The organism is Micromonospora sp. BQ32, assembly GCF_059358895.1.
Genome location: NZ_JCADBI010000022.1, coordinates 73,394 through 88,008, shown reverse-complemented (window position 1 = coordinate 88,008; position 14,615 = coordinate 73,394). Strand labels below are relative to the sequence as shown.

Genomic DNA, 14,615 nt, shown 5'->3' with positions numbered 1-14,615 from the left:
GTGATGAAGAGAGCCGACATCGATCATGTCAAGCATCTGGTGGGACGCCACTGTCAAGCATGTCCCGTGACGGGACAGCCGGACTGCCGGCGAAGTGGTTCAAACTTTCTGTACGTCTTCAAGGCGGCCCTGCACGGGCCGCACGCGCCGCCGCCTGGGCGCGCGTCCGTCGCTTCGCTGGCGCTCCGACTCCGGCCACGCAACACGCCCGGCGGCTGGCGCGGAAGCGGGAAGCCCAAGGGGCCGCCGCAGAACGACAGGGCGGTTGACCGGTGGGGGTGGGCCGGCAGCCGGCCGGGCCGCGCGGCCACGAGCCCGCGCAGCGTAGGGGAGCGCACGCCGGCCGCGTCGGCGAGCTGGCGGTGGTCGCGGTGTTGCGGCTACTGCGCCTCCGGCGGGGGCGCTCGGGCTCCGAGATGGTTGCAAACCCGTCGGCGCGTTGCGGTCCGTGGGTGGTTGCGCAGGCCATCCCGCCTGCCATCGACCCGGGCAAGCCGAGCAGACCGCCACCCGACCCGCCAACGTCCGAACGTGCGTCAAGGCCGTCTTGACGTGGCGGGCCGGGCGGTGGCCCGCTCCCCAGGAGGGCGGGTCGACGGCAGACGGGATGGCAACACCGCCGAGGGCTGCTGCCGCCGGTTAAAGCAGAGTGGCTGCGCCGTCGTACATGGGGCTGTTCTGGTGGGCGGCGCAGCGACCGCCGCCGGTGGCGTTGCCGCAGCGCTGGCCGTTCTTCTTGCGGGCACCGCACTGGACGGCTGGATCGTGGACGTGGCAGAGGCCTGACGGGCGCGGGTTGATGGGGCAGGGTGCACCCTTGCGAGTAGTGGCGCGGCAGCGGGCAGCCGTGCGTGGCGCTGGCGCTTCCGCAACAACGGCCGCATTTACCTGGGCGCGGGAGTAGAGGAGACGGCCGGAGACACGGCGGCGGGTACTGGGGATGTCGACCAGGGCAACCGGATGCGGCACGATCCAGGTCCGAGGGCTACCCCAGCGAACCCACACTGCGACAGCTCCCGCATCAGCCTCGCAGAGCAGTTTGCGTGACGACCACTGCTTGTCGGTTCTGTCGATCTCGACGGCGATCGGGGGCGCTCCTAAGCGCTCACAGACGACATCAAGGTAGCCGGGCCGATCCGGATGGGAACCGGGCAGGCCCGCGATGCTCGGGACTTCCCGCCGGACACGCCACCCATGTGCCACGCCCCAATCCACAACGCCTCGCGTCAGTGCTGCGGTCACCCGGGGTGCCGACCAGTCCGTGAAGCTGAGCGGCGCGAGCCACCTGGTCAGGGACTCGGCCGCCCGCGATGAGCGGAGCGCCAGATCCATAGTAAAGAGACTAGCGTCTCTGTGTGACGAATCGACTACCCTGACTGACACATGGGTCGATGAGGCACGTGAGGAGTCCGGTGGTGGGATGGGTGCAGTGGTTGATCGTCGTCGGACTGATCCTCTTCGCTAGCTGGGGAGTCATCTTCTGGATCATCCAGCGTCGTGCAGGAAGCCACAAGACGCACTACTCAGACGGCTGCGCAAAGCCCTTAATCGAGAAGGCGCACCGCGCTGACGGGTCTCGCAAGAACATCCTCCCGCGACCGGGCGATGGTGAGGTCGACGACCTGGAGCACCTTCTTGAACACCGGAAGGAGCGCGGGTAACTGGCTAGGTGTCCAAGAAGTCCCATTCGCTTCCTAGAACCCATCGCAAGGCCGATAGCTTGCCGTGCACAAAACCCCAACCCCATTCATCCCAGGGGCCGACGTTGTCGGCACCGTACCTGTCCTCAATTCGCCGCATAGCGGCTTTCGTCTGAGAGGCCAGCATTTCCGGCAACGGCGCAAGCTCGCCGCGCTCTTCCTTCTCCTGTCGAATGAGTTTTCGTACGTACCATATCTTGTCGAAGAACTCGCGCTCCGCTTCGAGGATTTCAACAAGGGTGCGCGGCTCTTCTTGTACTAGATCAGCTTCCTCCACAAGCTCTTCGAACTCTTCCCCGAAGTGTTCATTGAGACCGGCAGTGAGGCCCTCCAAGCCTAGGAGGTAGCGAGCGCGAGCATCATCAAAGATGTGGTTGAAGTCGGTATGGGGCTTTCTTCGGTCGCCGTTCGGAAGCGAAGAGTCCTGATGGTTGGATGTGGCGAAGAAGCAGACGTCTGAGGGCCGGCTCTTCTTTACCACATCTTGAAAGATTGCGATAAGAAGAGCGTCAGCGACGCTGTTCTTCGCCAGATGGAATGGGGCCTTCTTGCCCAGGGCTGCCTGTACCACCGAGGCTTGCTGGCGACTACTTGGCTTTACTGGCGCCGGGTGGTTTAGCAACTCCGCAATCTCCGCGAAGTTTCTGAGAGATAGGGACGAGAGTAGCGGCAAGCGGTGGCTCATTTCCTCAAGCCATTGCTCTCGATGGTTTCCGCCGTACTCGTTGAGGTCGTTCTTCAGCTGCCGGACGCGCTCTGCGATGCTGGCGGAGACTGACGCCTCAACGCGAGGTCGGTTGCGCTCGAACTCCTCGACGACCAGATTGGGAACGATTAGCCGAAGACGCTTCTGGTGGTAGAGCACGCGAATCGGCACGATGAGCTTCTGGCCGTCTCGATGCTTCGCCATGTCGAGCCAGACCGATGTGTCGACCAGCAACCGGAGCACGGGTTGAGGATACTAGACACTCACTGCAATGCTAGTCGCGCCCACGTTTCCTGGCTGGGCCTGGCCGAGGTGTCCTTGGTCAAGACGAAACGGTCGGAATCGGCCTTGCTGTCGACGGCGGTTGTGAAGTTGCCAAGGAGGGTGAAGGCGTCGCCACGACGGTCGATGGAGCTACGGAGGGAGTAGGAATCATCGTTGGAGGCTTGACAATAGGGGCAGGGAGATCGGGACACCGTTCATACCTGGGTTGTAGGTCCGCGCCGATTCTCCAAAGAGTTCGCATCGGGGAGAGCTGTGCGCGCTCGGGAGTGCAAATTGTACGTGAAGTTACTTGTTTGCCGTCAATAGATATCACTGCCCGGTCCTTGTCCCTTAGCAATACAAGCCATCGCTCATCGTGGCTAAGCACATAGCCGACCCAGCGGGTGTCACCCTGCCCCGCGACAACTTCGGCAGGCATCCATGGTCGATCATTATTTACTAGATGTAGGATGACGGGCGATAGCGCTGCCGCCATTACCGTCATGGCGGCGATTTCAAGTGGCTGCCTCGTTGCTTTCCCGACAAGGACGGCTCGCTCATTGTATCGTCTAGAAATGTGCGCCATTTCTTTTTGTAATTCAACGAGATGTGATAGGTCGGCAGCTAGCTGAGCGCTCGACTTCTTTCGAACCACTTCTCGATACTCTTCGGCTATTCCTCTAAGTACGGTGTCAGTGGGAGGGTCGGCAAGTACCTGTTCCCATGTTCGTCCACTCGAAACGGGATTCTCTTTGGCCTGCTTGCGCCGCTGACGCAGGCGTGATGCAACGATAGGAATGACGATGATTATCGCTACGCCGAGAAGTGATGCCCAGCTAACAATGAAAGAAAGCCAGAGCATTGCGGTGGCGACATTACCGTAAAACCATACCTTCTCTCTTTTTCGCAAATCTGAATTGTTCTTGACGTTCGCTAGTGCTGCGGTTATGCCGATGGTTAAAAAGGGTGCTGCGGCAAGGATTGAACCCACGACGACCTGCATAACACCGACTTTGGCTAGTACGGCAAGGGTCGTATTCACGTCGCCTCTAGAAATCAGTGAGAGCTTGACGATTAGAAACGCGAAAAGGACCGCGCTTGCTATCGCCGGCGCGTGCTCAATTGCACGGTTTCGAACAGCCTGATACCTTAGGCTTTCTTCAACCATATCTTCGGTCTGGGCTGGCCGGGTATCTCGCTGCTCGGAAGCGGCAGCCCGTTGCCGCTTCTTGCCGCGAAAACGGTTAAACCAGGGCAACTTCAAGCGCCTACATCCTCAATCGACCCTGCCTACGACAAGAACTTAGGGTAATGCAACCGCGCAAGGGTGACCCGCAGTGGCAGCATTGACGTTTGGGCTGAGCGATATCCATCCTGGTGGGGCGAGATGCCATTATCCACTCGTAGTTACCGGTTGGCGACGTTGTGTAGCGCCCGGTCATCGCCAAGCCATCGGAGATGTCGGCTCAATCGTTAGTGAGCCCAGCCAGGCGACAGCAGGCGGTCGGGAGGAGGCTGGCATGGACGAGGCTCCGAGCGTGCGGCCGGTCCCGACGAGAACGGATTTGGTGCACAGAGCTTTCAAGCGAGCAGTCCGGTCGAAGCACAAGATCCGGAACACGCACGGAATGATCAAACGTATCGGCGGAGAGCCGTCAGGCGTATGTCCTGGTGGGGCCACAGGTGACGCAGTAGGCGCTACACCCTTCCTAAACCGTGTGCGCTTAGCCGACACGCGGTTGGAGCCTCTGCCGGACGCCGGACGCCGGACGCCGGACGCCGGGCTAAAGATCATCAGGCACAGATTCGGCACAGCCGACGGTGAGAGCGCGTGTGAGACGTCGAGAGTTGCCGAGGGATGCAGGCCAGTTCAGCGCACCGGTAAGTCCGTCTTGGCCAGCTTCTCCCTCACGTCTCGGGTTAGGGGTTCGAGTCCCCTGGGCTCCACCTGAACTGCCCGTGACCTGCGGGTTTAGGGCGTACTTGATCAGCTAGTTCAACGTCAGCCCAAACCGGCCAGCACAGTGGCGTACGTGAGGTCATCAGGCGGGTAGGTGCCGTCGAGCAACGTGTTGTCATCGGCGGGTTCGACGACGTAGCCGGGGTGGACTCGGCGTACCAACGCCTCTGCCTCGGCTCGCTTCGACCGGGTGGCGCCACACAGTGTCGGACGGATGTCGGGCCGCCCCGAATCGGGGCCGCCGCTCGGGGACCCCGCGCCCTAAGCACAAGCGCGCGGGGCGCACCCCGAACGGTTGCAGCCCCGCCGGCGGCGCGAAGAGGATGCGAAGAAACCCCGGGCCGCGCTCGATATCGTCAGAGCGCCAGCGAGCTGGTCACAGGAACTCGCTGCGGTAGGTCGAGGCCAGCTCGGCAGCGCGGCGACCACGTTCGGCGAGTTCGTCCGGTGAGAGCTGCGGCGGCGGTGCGTCCTTGCCTGCGACGACGTCGCCGACGCGGGTGAAGTACTCGTCCTGCCCGGCCGGGGTGCACATACAGAGCATGTGGGCCGGCGCACCGGAGGTGTTGCGGAAGTTGTGCGGTGCGTTGGCCGGGATGTTGATCGTGGAGCCGGCCCGAACGACGTGCTTCTCGCCGCGGAAGGTGAACTCGATCTCGCCCTCAAGGATCGTGAACATCTCCTCGAAGTCGTGCCGGTGCGGCGGCGGGCCGCCGCCGTCGGGGACGCGCATGTCGATCAGGCAGTACGCGCCGTTGGTCTGCTCGCCCGTGATCAACATGCCGTAGGTGTTGCCCACCAGGGAAATGTAGGTCGTGTCGGGACCGTCGGGGTCCGCCACGGTCAGCGAGCGAGTGGGATCGTCGTCGGGAATCACAAAATCGTCTCCTTGGGTGTGCGGTCGGTTGGTTCGATCGGCCGGGCGACGGCGCGTCCCCCGGAGGCGACTCGACGGGGCCGCTCGTTTGATCCTCGTGGAGAGCACCGCCACCTCGCATGCTTTTCTGTGGCTAGCCGAGACTGCTGCAGCTGCAGCTGCGGCTCCTGCGCCTCGGCCACCTGTACGCACCGCTGCAGGGCAGCCGCCATGTAACGGCGCCACAGGGGGGGCGAAGGGACCGGCGAGGATAGGGCGCCGGCCTGGGAGCGGCTTGAACTCGCAGGTCCAGCGGATGAGGGTGCCGTCCCCGTCGGGGTTGAAGTTGAACTCGCCCCGCACCCCGGCCGCAAGGCGAGAGAGGACGTTCGTGAACCCGGTCAGCTGGTACGCGAAGATCGAACCCTCCGTGTACTCGGTCAACTGCTCGTTGACCTGTGACCGTCCTCGACCTGCGGGTTACGGGTGGGGCCGGCGTGATCCCAGGTCTCCGTCTGGTTGGCCACGCCCGTAACGCCGGGGAACGGCCCGACCCTGTGGAAGACGCTCGGCAGGTCGATCGGCGCGATCACCCGGAACGCGGTGGCGGGCGCCACCGGGGTGCGTTGCTGGACCGTGATCGAAACCGTGCGGTCGGTCGGGCTGATGAGCAGCGGTATGGCCGGAACGCCTGACGGGTTCGTGCGGCTGTCGGTCATGGGGTCCGTCCTTGGGTGATGGTTGGGCAGGCGTGGTCGGTCCGTCAGGAGGACGGGTGCCGGTTGGTCCGCTGAAGCGGTCGGCACCAGCTCAGTTCGCGCTCGCGTCGAGGGTGGGCGAGGTCGGCCGTGTCAGGCCGTGGGCGCGAGGACGACGGTTTTGCCGGGCAGCTCGCCCGCGCCGGCCCGGGCGTGGAGTGCGGGCAGGTCGGCCAGCGCCACCCGCTGGGCAACGTCGACACGCAACTCGCCGGTGCTGATCCGAGCGGCCAGGTCGGCGAGTTGGTCGGCGTCGCTGCGGACGAACAGGTCGATGCCGCGCACGCCGCGCTCCTCGTCGGAAGGGGCGGGCATCCAGACGGTGGTGTTGACCAAGGTGCCGCCGTCACGGATCAGCGTGACCAGCGCGGCCAGCTGTTCCGGAGCGACGGGCGCGAGGTTGAGTACGAGGTCGACCGGCTCGGTCACCGCCGCGGTCACGTCGGTGGTGGTGTGGTCGATCACCTCGTCGGCGCCGGCAGCCTTGACCGGCTCGGCGCTGCGTGGGCTGGCCGTGGCGATCACGTGGGCACGGACCTCCTTGGCCAGCTGCACCGCGTATCCGCCGACCGCTCCGCCGGTGCCGTTGATCAGCACCCGCTGACCGGCGGTCAGCTTGCCGTGGTCGAACAGCGCCTGCCATGCGGTCAGGCCCACCAGCGGGAAGGCCGCCGAGTCAGCCAACGGGATGTTCTTGGGTGCCCCCGTCAAGATCTCCGCTGGTGCGAGCACATATTCCGCGGCCGCCCCGGTCCCCGTCATCGGCAGGAAGCCGACGACCCGGTCGCCGACCGCGATGTCGTCCACGCCGTCACCGAGCGCGTCGACCGTGCCGGCGACGTCGAGGCCGGGAGTGTGCGGCAGTTCCACCGGGATCGGGCCCTGCATGTAGCCCGCGCGGATGTTGCCGTCGACGCCGTTGAACGACGTCGCGGCGACGCGGATCCGGACCTGCCCGGCTCCGGGGGTCGGCTGCTCGACGTCCTCGTAGCGCAGGACCTCAGGACCGCCGAACTCGTGAAAACGCACTGCCTTCATTGCTGAACCTGCCTCTGTGAGCACCGTCAATGTGCTTCGACCTTGAAGCGGTTGCGACGCGGAGATGCTCCCTGCGGTGTGCTTCAAGTTGCGAAGGCATCCAGTTCCGCCTCACCAGAGCCGCCCGGAGGCTGCCAATGGATCCGCGGTTGCTGGAGACGTCACTTACCTTCACAGGATCCGACGCGGTTAGCCTGGGCCGGGCTGGCCCACCTTGATGATGGTCGGTTTCCCGGCGACGCCGACGATCTCCGTGAGACGCGCCGCATCGACCGAGCCGGGCGCCGCGGTGAGTATCAGGGCCACAAGATCGTCGCCCGGGATGGCGAGCAGGCTGCCGACGAGCGTGACGGCGCCGCGGTCCGGATGGATGAACGCGGCACTGCTCTCGTAGGCCGCCACCGGTCGCGGTGCGCGCCACAAGGTGTCGAACAGGCGGCTTCGGCTCCGCATCTCGTCCACCAGCGCGGCGAGCGACGTGTCGGCGGGGTAGCGCAACAGCGCGCTCTTCAGGCGGGCAGCGAGGATCGATTCATGATCGGTCGCGTCATCCGTGGATTGCTTGAAAGCACCGAACGGATCGCAGAACGTACGCCAGGCGATGTTCCACTCCCACGGGCCGCCGGTGAGATTCCAGTGCCCCAGGGCCATGAACGCGCTGGACCTCGTTCGGCACCTGCCCGTCCGCAGCGGCGTACCCGGCCAGCGCGCAGAGCCGCTCGTACTCCGCCCGCCCGATCCGTAACGCACGGGCGATGGCGTTCACCACCCCGGCTGACGGATGGCTGCGCCCCTGCTCCAACCGGCGTACGTAGTCCGCAGACATTCCCGCCAGCTCGCCGAGCTCCTCCCGCCGCAACCCCTGCACCCGGCGACGACCGATCGGCAGCCCGACAGCCGCAGGCGCCGTACTCTCCCGCAACTGGCGCACCGCGGCACCGAACTCGTGACGTTCCACAGCCCAATTGTGCCTGCACAGTCCGCACAGTCCGGACAGCGCGGGCGGCGTTCAGTGCCACGGCCAGCAGACCGACGTACGCCCGGTGGTAGACCTACCTGCCATCGCTCACTCTGGTGGCACGGGTAACGGGTCACCGGCGATTGTCGCGGTGTGGTTCGCTTGGTGGTACCTCCGGCCCACCAGCACTCAAGGCTTCCGCGTCCGCGAATCGGCGGCTGCGGCGTCGGGCATCCTCGCCTTCCCGTTGCTTTGACCCAGATCAGTGGCGGTAGCCGACGCCCGATCTTCTCCGCTCGGCCGCGTCTCGGCAAGGTATTTGCGCGGATGAGCGGTGGCGACAAGGCGGGCGGCATGGCAGGCGCCGACCGGGGTAGGAGAAGCGGCAACAACCCCCGGGAAGTGAGGTGTCATACCAATGCCTACGGCACGCGAGATCATGACGAACGACGTGAGCTGCGTACGCGAGCAGGACGACCTGAAGTCGGCCGCGAAGCGGATGGCCGAGCTGGGGGTCGGCGCCCTGCCGATCTGCGGTGACGACAACCGGCTCAAGGGCATGCTGACCGACCGCGACATCGTGGTGAAGGTGCTGGCCGAGGGCCGTGACCCGGCCACCGTGACCGCTGGTGAGCTGGCCCAGGGCGAGGCGGTCACCATCGGCGCGGACGACGACGCGGCGGAGATTCTGCGCACCATGGGCCAGCACAAGGTGCGCCGACTGCCGGTGATCGATGGCCACGAGCTGGTGGGCATCGTGGCGGTGGCCGACGTGGCCCGATCCCTCCCGGAGCGCCCGGTCGGCGACCTCATCGAGGCCATCTCCGAGCGCAGCTGACCCATCGCACCTGTCAACGATCGCCGCCGCCGGTCCGCCGGCAGGCGGCGATTCGCGTAGTCCGGCGACCTGTGCCGGCAGATCGGGGTGGGTCGAGGTGTCGGCGCGAGCGTTATGACTCTGAGGTATGAATATGACTCTGAGGTATACCGCTCCTTGGCATCTGGCCGCCCGAACCGGCAGTGCGGTCAGGCGGGCGGTCAGGCGGGCTGAGTGAGCGGGACGGTCTCGCCGCGGGCGATGGTGCGCACCTGCTTTGCCCAACCCCGGCGGCGGGCCTCGTCGACGAAGTGCGCCAACGGGGAGCGAAAGACCGGGTAGTCGTCGTAGTGGATCGGCACGGTCAGCTGTGGACGGATCAGCTCCACCAGGTCCGCGCCCTGGCGGGCGTCCATGGTGAGCAGGATCCCGGCGACCTTCGTGCCGCCGAGGTGGATCAGCATCGCGTCGATGTCCGGGTAGCGTTCGGGGATGGCGGTGAGTAGCGGCCGGTTGAGGGTGTCGCCGGTGACGTAGAGCCGGAACTCCCGCCGCCCGGAGCGTTCCACGTCGATCATTGTGCCCATCACGTCGGGCATCAGCCGGTCCAGCGCGCCCGGGCCGTGCTGCCCGGGCATCGAGGTCAGACGCAGGGTCGTACCGTCGCGGTGCAGCTCCTGGGACGACCAGGTCGGCAGGCCCTGGGCGGCCCGGAAGCCCCAGCGACGCAGCTTGCGTTCCGCCGCGGGGGTGGTGACGATGGGCAGCTCGCGGTCCAGTTCCCGGCGGGCCACCCGGTCGAAGTGGTCGCCGTGCAGGTGGGACAGGACCACCGCGTCCAGTTCTGGGAGCTGGGCGATCCGTAGCGCCGGGTCCGTGCGTCGACGCGACCACAACCCCTTGCCCAGGTACGCCCGTTGACCCCGGTGCAGGAAGTTCGGGTCGGTCAGCAGGGTGAACCCGCCGATCCGCAGCACCGTCGTCGCGGTACCGATGAACGTCACCTGTGGTTGCTCCGCCACTGTGCCCACCTCCTCCCGCTGCCGTACCCCAGCGAGCCGTCAGCATGCGGCTCAGCCCTCGGCGGCCGCACCGGTGGAGTTGGGCGGATGCGCCTCCGGGAGGCGTTCCATCAGCCTGGTGAGCGCGCCGTTGGCGAAGGTCGCGCCGAGCGCCGACCCGGCCCCGATGGTCCAGCCGACCGGCCCGAGCGGGGTACAGCCGAAGAACTGGCTCACCCCCGGCGTCTGCACCACCACGACCAGCACGCCCAGTGACGCCGCCGTGGAGGCCAGCACGGCCGGGCTGGTGCCGCCGGCCAGGATGGTCTGCCCGAGTTGGGTGCCGACGAGGGAGACCAGGGCGACCGTGCCGGCCCGCTGCCGGCGTCCGGTGTAGCGGGCCAACGTCCAGCCCGCGGTCGCGCCCAGCGTGGTGGCTGCCGCCCGCAGCCCGATCTCCCTGGTGAGGCTCTCGCCGAGCGCTGTGTCCGGGCCCTCCCGGAGCAGCGCGTCGGTGCGGTCCGACGCGGGCGGCCGGACCGCGATGGCCAGTGCCGGTGCCAGGTCGGTGAGCAGGTTGACCAGCAGCAGTTGTCGTCCGGTGAGCGCGGAGCGGCCGGTCGCCGCGGCGGTGAGCACACTGAACGCGATCTCGCCGAGGTTGCCGCCGACCAGGATGCTCAGCGCGTGCCGCACCGACGACCACATCGCCCGCCCTTCGATCAGGGTCGCGATGATGGTCTCCAGGCGGTCGTCGGTGACCACCAGGTCGGCTGCGGCGCGGGCGGCCGGGGTGCCCCGTTGGCCGAGGGCGATGCCGACGTCGGCCAGCCGGATCGCCGGGGCGTCGTTGGCGCCGTCGCCGGTCATCGCCACGGTCCGACCGCACTTCTGCAACGCCTGGATGATCCGCACCTTGTGGGCAGGGGTGCAGCGGGCCACCACATCGGTGTTGGTCAACCGCTCGGCGAGCGCGTCGTCGTCCAGTTGGTCGAGTTCGCCGGCCGTGACCACCCGCTGTTCGTCGTGCTCACTGATGGTGGCCGCGATCGCCTCGGCAGTCGCCGGATGATCACCGGTGATCATGATGGTGTGCACGCCGGCCTGCCGAATCCGGCGTACCGCCGGGGCGGCGCTCTCCCGCACACCGTCCGCGAGGGCCAGGAAGCCCACGAAGGTCAGTCCGCGAACGTCCCCGTCGGTCACCTTCGGGTCGTTCACCGGGCACTCCGCGACGGCCAGGATCCGGTTTCCCGCCCCGGCCCGGTCGGCGAGCGTCCGCTCCAGCTCCGCACGGCCGGCGTCGTCCAGCGGCTCCTGACGACCGTCGGTGCGTCGGGACGAACAGCGCGGCAGCACCGTCTCCGGAGCACCCTTGACGCTCAACAACAGGTGACCGTCGGTCTCTCCGATGCTCGCGTGGTAACCGCGGGACGGCTCGAACGGAAGCCCACCGGCAGCCCGCCACCCGGCGGCACCGGTCTGCTCCACCACCCCGGCCTCCCCGGCACCCCGCCGGACCGCCCGGTCGGTCTGCAACGCCAACTCCTCCGGATCCTTCGCGGCGGGGGTGGCCCGCAGCGCCGCGGCCAGCGTCATCCGGAGCCGGTCGTCCAACCGGTCCACCGGGGCGTACCGGTCGCCGACGCCGTCGCCGACCCCGGCGAGCAGCAGCTTGCCCTCGGTGAGGGTGCCGGTCTTGTCGAAGCAGAGCACGTCCACCCGGCCCAGCGCCTCGATGGTGCGCGGGTTGCGGACCAACGCGCCGTGCTCGGCCAGCCGCCGGGCCGCCGCCAGTTGCGCCGCGCTGACCAGGAATGGCAGCCCCTCCGGCACCGACGCCACGGCAAGGTTCGCGGCGGTCGCCGCCGTTTCGGCCAGGGGTACGCCTCGAAGCAGGCCCGCGCCGGCCACCGCCACCGCGGAGCCGGCCGCCAACGGGATGGCGGCGCTGGTCAACGAGCCGAGCCGAGCCTCCACCCCACTGGTCGGCGGTGCCTGCCGCACCAACGCCAGGCTGCGTCCGGCCTCGGTGTCGTTGCCCGTCGCCACCACCACGGCGGTGCCGTGCCCGGCGGCGACGGTGGTGCCCTCGTAAAGCATCGAGTGTCGGTCGGCGATGGTGGCGGCGACCACCGGCCGGTTGGACTTGGCGACCGGCAGCGACTCACCGGTCAGCGACGACTCGTCGGCCTCCAGGCCCACCGACTCGAGCACCCGGCAGTCGGCGGGCACCGAGTCGCCCGGTTCCAGGGCGATGACGTCCCCGAGGACCAGGTCTTCGGCGGCGAGAACCTGCTCGGCACCGTCCCGGCGGACCCGTGCGGTCACCGCTGAGCGCGACAGCAGCTCTGCCAGCGACCTCTCCGTGTTGCGCTCGTGCACCGCCCCGATCAGGGCGGACCCACCGACCACGCTGCCCACCAGCGCGGCGTCGACCAGCGAGCCGAACGAGGCGGAGAGCACCGCCCCGGCGGCCAGCACCGGAGTGAGCGGGTTGGACAACTCGTCCACGAAGGCGCGTAGCAGCCCACCACTTCCGGGTGCGGCACCGCCGCTGGTACCGGAGCTGTGACGTCGGCGCTGCGCTTCGGCGCTGGTCAGGCCGTCGGGGGTGGAGTGCAGGTGGTCGAGCACGGTGCCGACGGGCATCAGGTGCCAGGCGGTTGCCACCGGCGCCGGGGTGTCCGACTGGTCGTGCAACCGGCGGGCCTGCCAGACCCCGTTCGCGAAGGCCAACCCGGCCGCGCCGTTGACCGCGACGAGCGCCCGGTGCGGCAGTTGGGTCGGTGGTGCCGTGAGCGCGCCCAGCGCCCCGAGGCCGGTGCCGGCGATCGCCAGCCGGATGTTCTGTTGGGCAGTTCGCCGGGCCACCCCGGTCGCCTCGATCACCAGGGCCACGACCCGCAGGTCGGCACCGACCAGCAGGTGCGCGCCCCAGGGCGGCAGCTCCTCCGGCGCGGCGAACCCGAGACCGCAGTCGGACGCGCCGAGCGCCTTCCGGTCCGCGGACACCAGCATCACCACCGCGCCGTCGCGCTGCAACGCGCGTACCGACTCGGCCAACTGGTCCCCGCCGGGCAGCATCGTGTCGGCGAAGCCGTACCGCTTCTCGTCGCCACCGGCGACGACCAGCCGCAGGCCGGCATGTCGGGCGGCGGAGGGCAGGCCGTCGACGCCGGGCGCGGGTTCCGGCTCGACCCGCAACACGGCGGCGAGCCGGTCGCCGTGGGCGAGGCCGAGGAGTTGGCCGCCGGCGGAGCGCAGTCGGGCCGCGTCCGGAATGTCGTCCGGGTCGTTCGCGGGCATCCGGTCCAGTGGCCCGAGCCGCCAGCCGTCCGCCGTGCGGAAAGCGGCCGGGTCGTCCGGGTCGAACAACGCGAAGGCCCGCTCGGCCACCTGGTCGACGTCCGCATCGGGCACCGGTGCCAGATCGGCCAGTACGCCCCGGTCCGAGCCGAGCACCGCGGCGTCGAGCACGAGCGTGTCGATCCGGTCCAGCTCGCGCAGCACACCCCGGTCCATCGCGATCACACCACGCCGGGCCAGCATCCGGCCGAGCTGGGCCGCGTACCCCTCTCGGCCGCTGCCGGGCGCCTTCGGTAGCGCGGACAGGCCCAGCGCGATGGCCCGCTTCGGCCCGCCGAACGGCACCGCTGCCGTGCCAGCGGCCGCGCCGGCCGCGAGCATCCGGTTGATGTACCGCTCGACCGGGCCGTCCGGCTTCGGCCGGGGGCGGTCGATCACCGGCCAGCGGGCGGTGGCGCGTTCCGCGTCGCCGGTCAGTCGTGGCTCGGCCTTCTCCCAGGCGGAGAGTTGGGCCCGATCCTCACCCCACTGCACGATCCGTTGGGCGCCGTCCAGGACGATCCCCGTCCAACGGCCGGTCAAGCCCTGCACCACCGCCTCGGCCAGCGGAAACAGGAGGTCCGCGCGTGGGTCGGAGCGCAGCCGTTTACCGATGAACTCGTGCAGCTTGGGTTGAAGATCCACTGCGGAGAGCAGACCGGCCACCTCGCCGGGCAGCGGCGCGAACGGCAGGACCCGGATGGCTGCCGAGATGGTCAGGCCCAGCGCGTCCGAGGCGAGCGCGCCGAGGGTGCGCGGGCTTCGCGGCCCCTCCTCCGGTGGGTGCGGCGGTGCGATCTCCGGGTCGGGTTCGTGGTCGCAGGTCCGCTCGACCCGGTCGATCGTGGCGATCAGGTCGCGCAGCGTCGGCTCGGGGGTCTGGACGGCGACCACCACTCGGCCGGATGGTGCGTTGACCCGGGCCCAGGCGACCCCGGGCATCCGCTCCAGCGCGCCCTCCACCTGACGGGCCAGCCGGTTCCCGCCCTCCTGGCAGACACCGTGGACCTCGATGTGGTGCCGGCCCGGTCGGGACCACACCCGACGCCGGGTCAGCCCGGCCGACCGGGCCAGCCGGGTCGCGGCCGAACTGACCGTCCGGGACGCCTCGCCGACCAGGTGCGGCACCCCGAAGGACGGCAGGATGCGGCCAGCAACGCGACCCGCCGCCGTCATCGAGGCGTACGGCTGGACGGGCGCCGGCCCGGC

Annotated in this window: 12 protein-coding genes and 1 pseudogene; 2 read left to right on the top strand and 11 right to left on the bottom strand. The window is 68.3% G+C overall.

The window, feature by feature from the left end:
* Positions 1-1,424 precede the first annotated feature (1,424 nt).
* Entirely contained in the window at positions 1,425-1,661 is a 237-nt protein-coding gene (locus AC5L30_RS30000) for a hypothetical protein (RefSeq protein ID WP_494871369.1), read from the top strand.
* Positions 1,662-1,665: 4 nt separating this feature from the next.
* On the opposite strand, the gene AC5L30_RS29995 is transcribed toward AC5L30_RS30000, so the two are convergent.
* From AC5L30_RS29995 to AC5L30_RS29955, 9 genes and pseudogenes are all read right to left on the bottom strand, one after another.
* Positions 1,666-2,649 (bottom strand): PIN domain-containing protein, encoded by a 984-nt coding sequence (locus AC5L30_RS29995; protein WP_494871368.1) that lies wholly within the window; start codon positions 2,647-2,649, stop codon positions 1,666-1,668.
* A gap of 79 nt (positions 2,650-2,728) precedes the next feature.
* The gene (locus tag AC5L30_RS29990) at positions 2,729-3,934 is read right to left on the bottom strand and encodes a hypothetical protein (protein WP_494871366.1); all 1,206 of its coding nucleotides are present in this window, start codon (positions 3,932-3,934) and stop codon (positions 2,729-2,731) included.
* Between the two features lie 738 nt (positions 3,935-4,672).
* Positions 4,673-4,846 carry a DUF6928 family protein gene (locus tag AC5L30_RS29985; RefSeq protein WP_494871379.1) on the bottom strand — a complete coding sequence of 58 codons (174 nt, stop codon included), beginning with the start codon at positions 4,844-4,846 and terminating at the stop codon, positions 4,673-4,675.
* Positions 4,847-5,006: 160 nt separating this feature from the next.
* Positions 5,007-5,429: a cupin domain-containing protein gene (locus AC5L30_RS29980; RefSeq protein WP_494871377.1), complete on the bottom strand. Its 423-nt coding sequence runs from the start codon at positions 5,427-5,429 to the stop codon at positions 5,007-5,009.
* 372 nt (positions 5,430-5,801) lie between these two features.
* Positions 5,802-5,930, bottom strand: a pseudogene (locus AC5L30_RS29975) (hypothetical protein); the annotation flags it as partial.
* On the bottom strand, positions 5,927-6,205 hold the full coding sequence (locus AC5L30_RS29970; RefSeq protein ID WP_494871365.1) for a hypothetical protein: 279 nt from the start codon (positions 6,203-6,205) through the stop codon (positions 5,927-5,929). The gene AC5L30_RS29970 and the pseudogene AC5L30_RS29975, both read right to left, overlap by 4 nt.
* A 132-nt stretch (positions 6,206-6,337) precedes the next feature.
* Positions 6,338-7,282, bottom strand: a complete 945-nt coding sequence (locus AC5L30_RS29965) for an NADP-dependent oxidoreductase (RefSeq protein WP_494871363.1) — start codon at positions 7,280-7,282, stop codon at positions 6,338-6,340.
* Between the two features lie 189 nt (positions 7,283-7,471).
* Entirely contained in the window at positions 7,472-7,933 is a 462-nt protein-coding gene (locus AC5L30_RS29960) for an MmyB family transcriptional regulator (RefSeq protein WP_494871362.1), read from the bottom strand.
* The gene (locus tag AC5L30_RS29955; protein ID WP_494871375.1) at positions 7,830-8,213 is read right to left on the bottom strand and encodes a helix-turn-helix domain-containing protein; all 384 of its coding nucleotides are present in this window, start codon (positions 8,211-8,213) and stop codon (positions 7,830-7,832) included. Before AC5L30_RS29955 ends, AC5L30_RS29960 begins: the two co-directional genes overlap by 104 nt.
* A 445-nt stretch (positions 8,214-8,658) precedes the next feature.
* Here AC5L30_RS29955 and AC5L30_RS29950 point away from each other — a divergent pair, with 445 nt between their 5' ends.
* Positions 8,659-9,078 (top strand): CBS domain-containing protein, encoded by a 420-nt coding sequence (locus tag AC5L30_RS29950; protein ID WP_494871361.1) that lies wholly within the window; start codon positions 8,659-8,661, stop codon positions 9,076-9,078.
* Between the two features lie 200 nt (positions 9,079-9,278).
* On the opposite strand, the gene AC5L30_RS29945 is transcribed toward AC5L30_RS29950, so the two are convergent.
* Both AC5L30_RS29945 and AC5L30_RS29940 read right to left on the bottom strand, forming a co-directional pair.
* Complete coding sequence (locus AC5L30_RS29945) at positions 9,279-10,079, bottom strand: MBL fold metallo-hydrolase (RefSeq protein WP_494871359.1); 801 nt, start codon at positions 10,077-10,079, stop codon at positions 9,279-9,281.
* Positions 10,080-10,130: 51 nt separating this feature from the next.
* On the bottom strand, positions 10,131-14,582 hold the full coding sequence (locus AC5L30_RS29940; protein WP_494871373.1) for a cation-translocating P-type ATPase: 4,452 nt from the start codon (positions 14,580-14,582) through the stop codon (positions 10,131-10,133).
* Positions 14,583-14,615 lie beyond the last annotated feature (33 nt).

Coding starts and splice junctions, on each gene's coding strand:
- AC5L30_RS29970 (WP_494871365.1), bottom strand. CDS start 6,205: ATGACCGACAGCCGCACGAACCCGTCAGGCGTTCCGGCCATACCGCTG.
- AC5L30_RS29965 (WP_494871363.1), bottom strand. CDS start 7,282: ATGAAGGCAGTGCGTTTTCACGAGTTCGGCGGTCCTGAGGTCCTGCGC.
- AC5L30_RS29960 (WP_494871362.1), bottom strand. CDS start 7,933: ATGGCCCTGGGGCACTGGAATCTCACCGGCGGCCCGTGGGAGTGGAAC.
- AC5L30_RS29950 (WP_494871361.1), top strand. CDS start 8,659: ATGCCTACGGCACGCGAGATCATGACGAACGACGTGAGCTGCGTACGC.
- AC5L30_RS29940 (WP_494871373.1), bottom strand. CDS start 14,582: ATGACGGCGGCGGGTCGCGTTGCTGGCCGCATCCTGCCGTCCTTCGGG.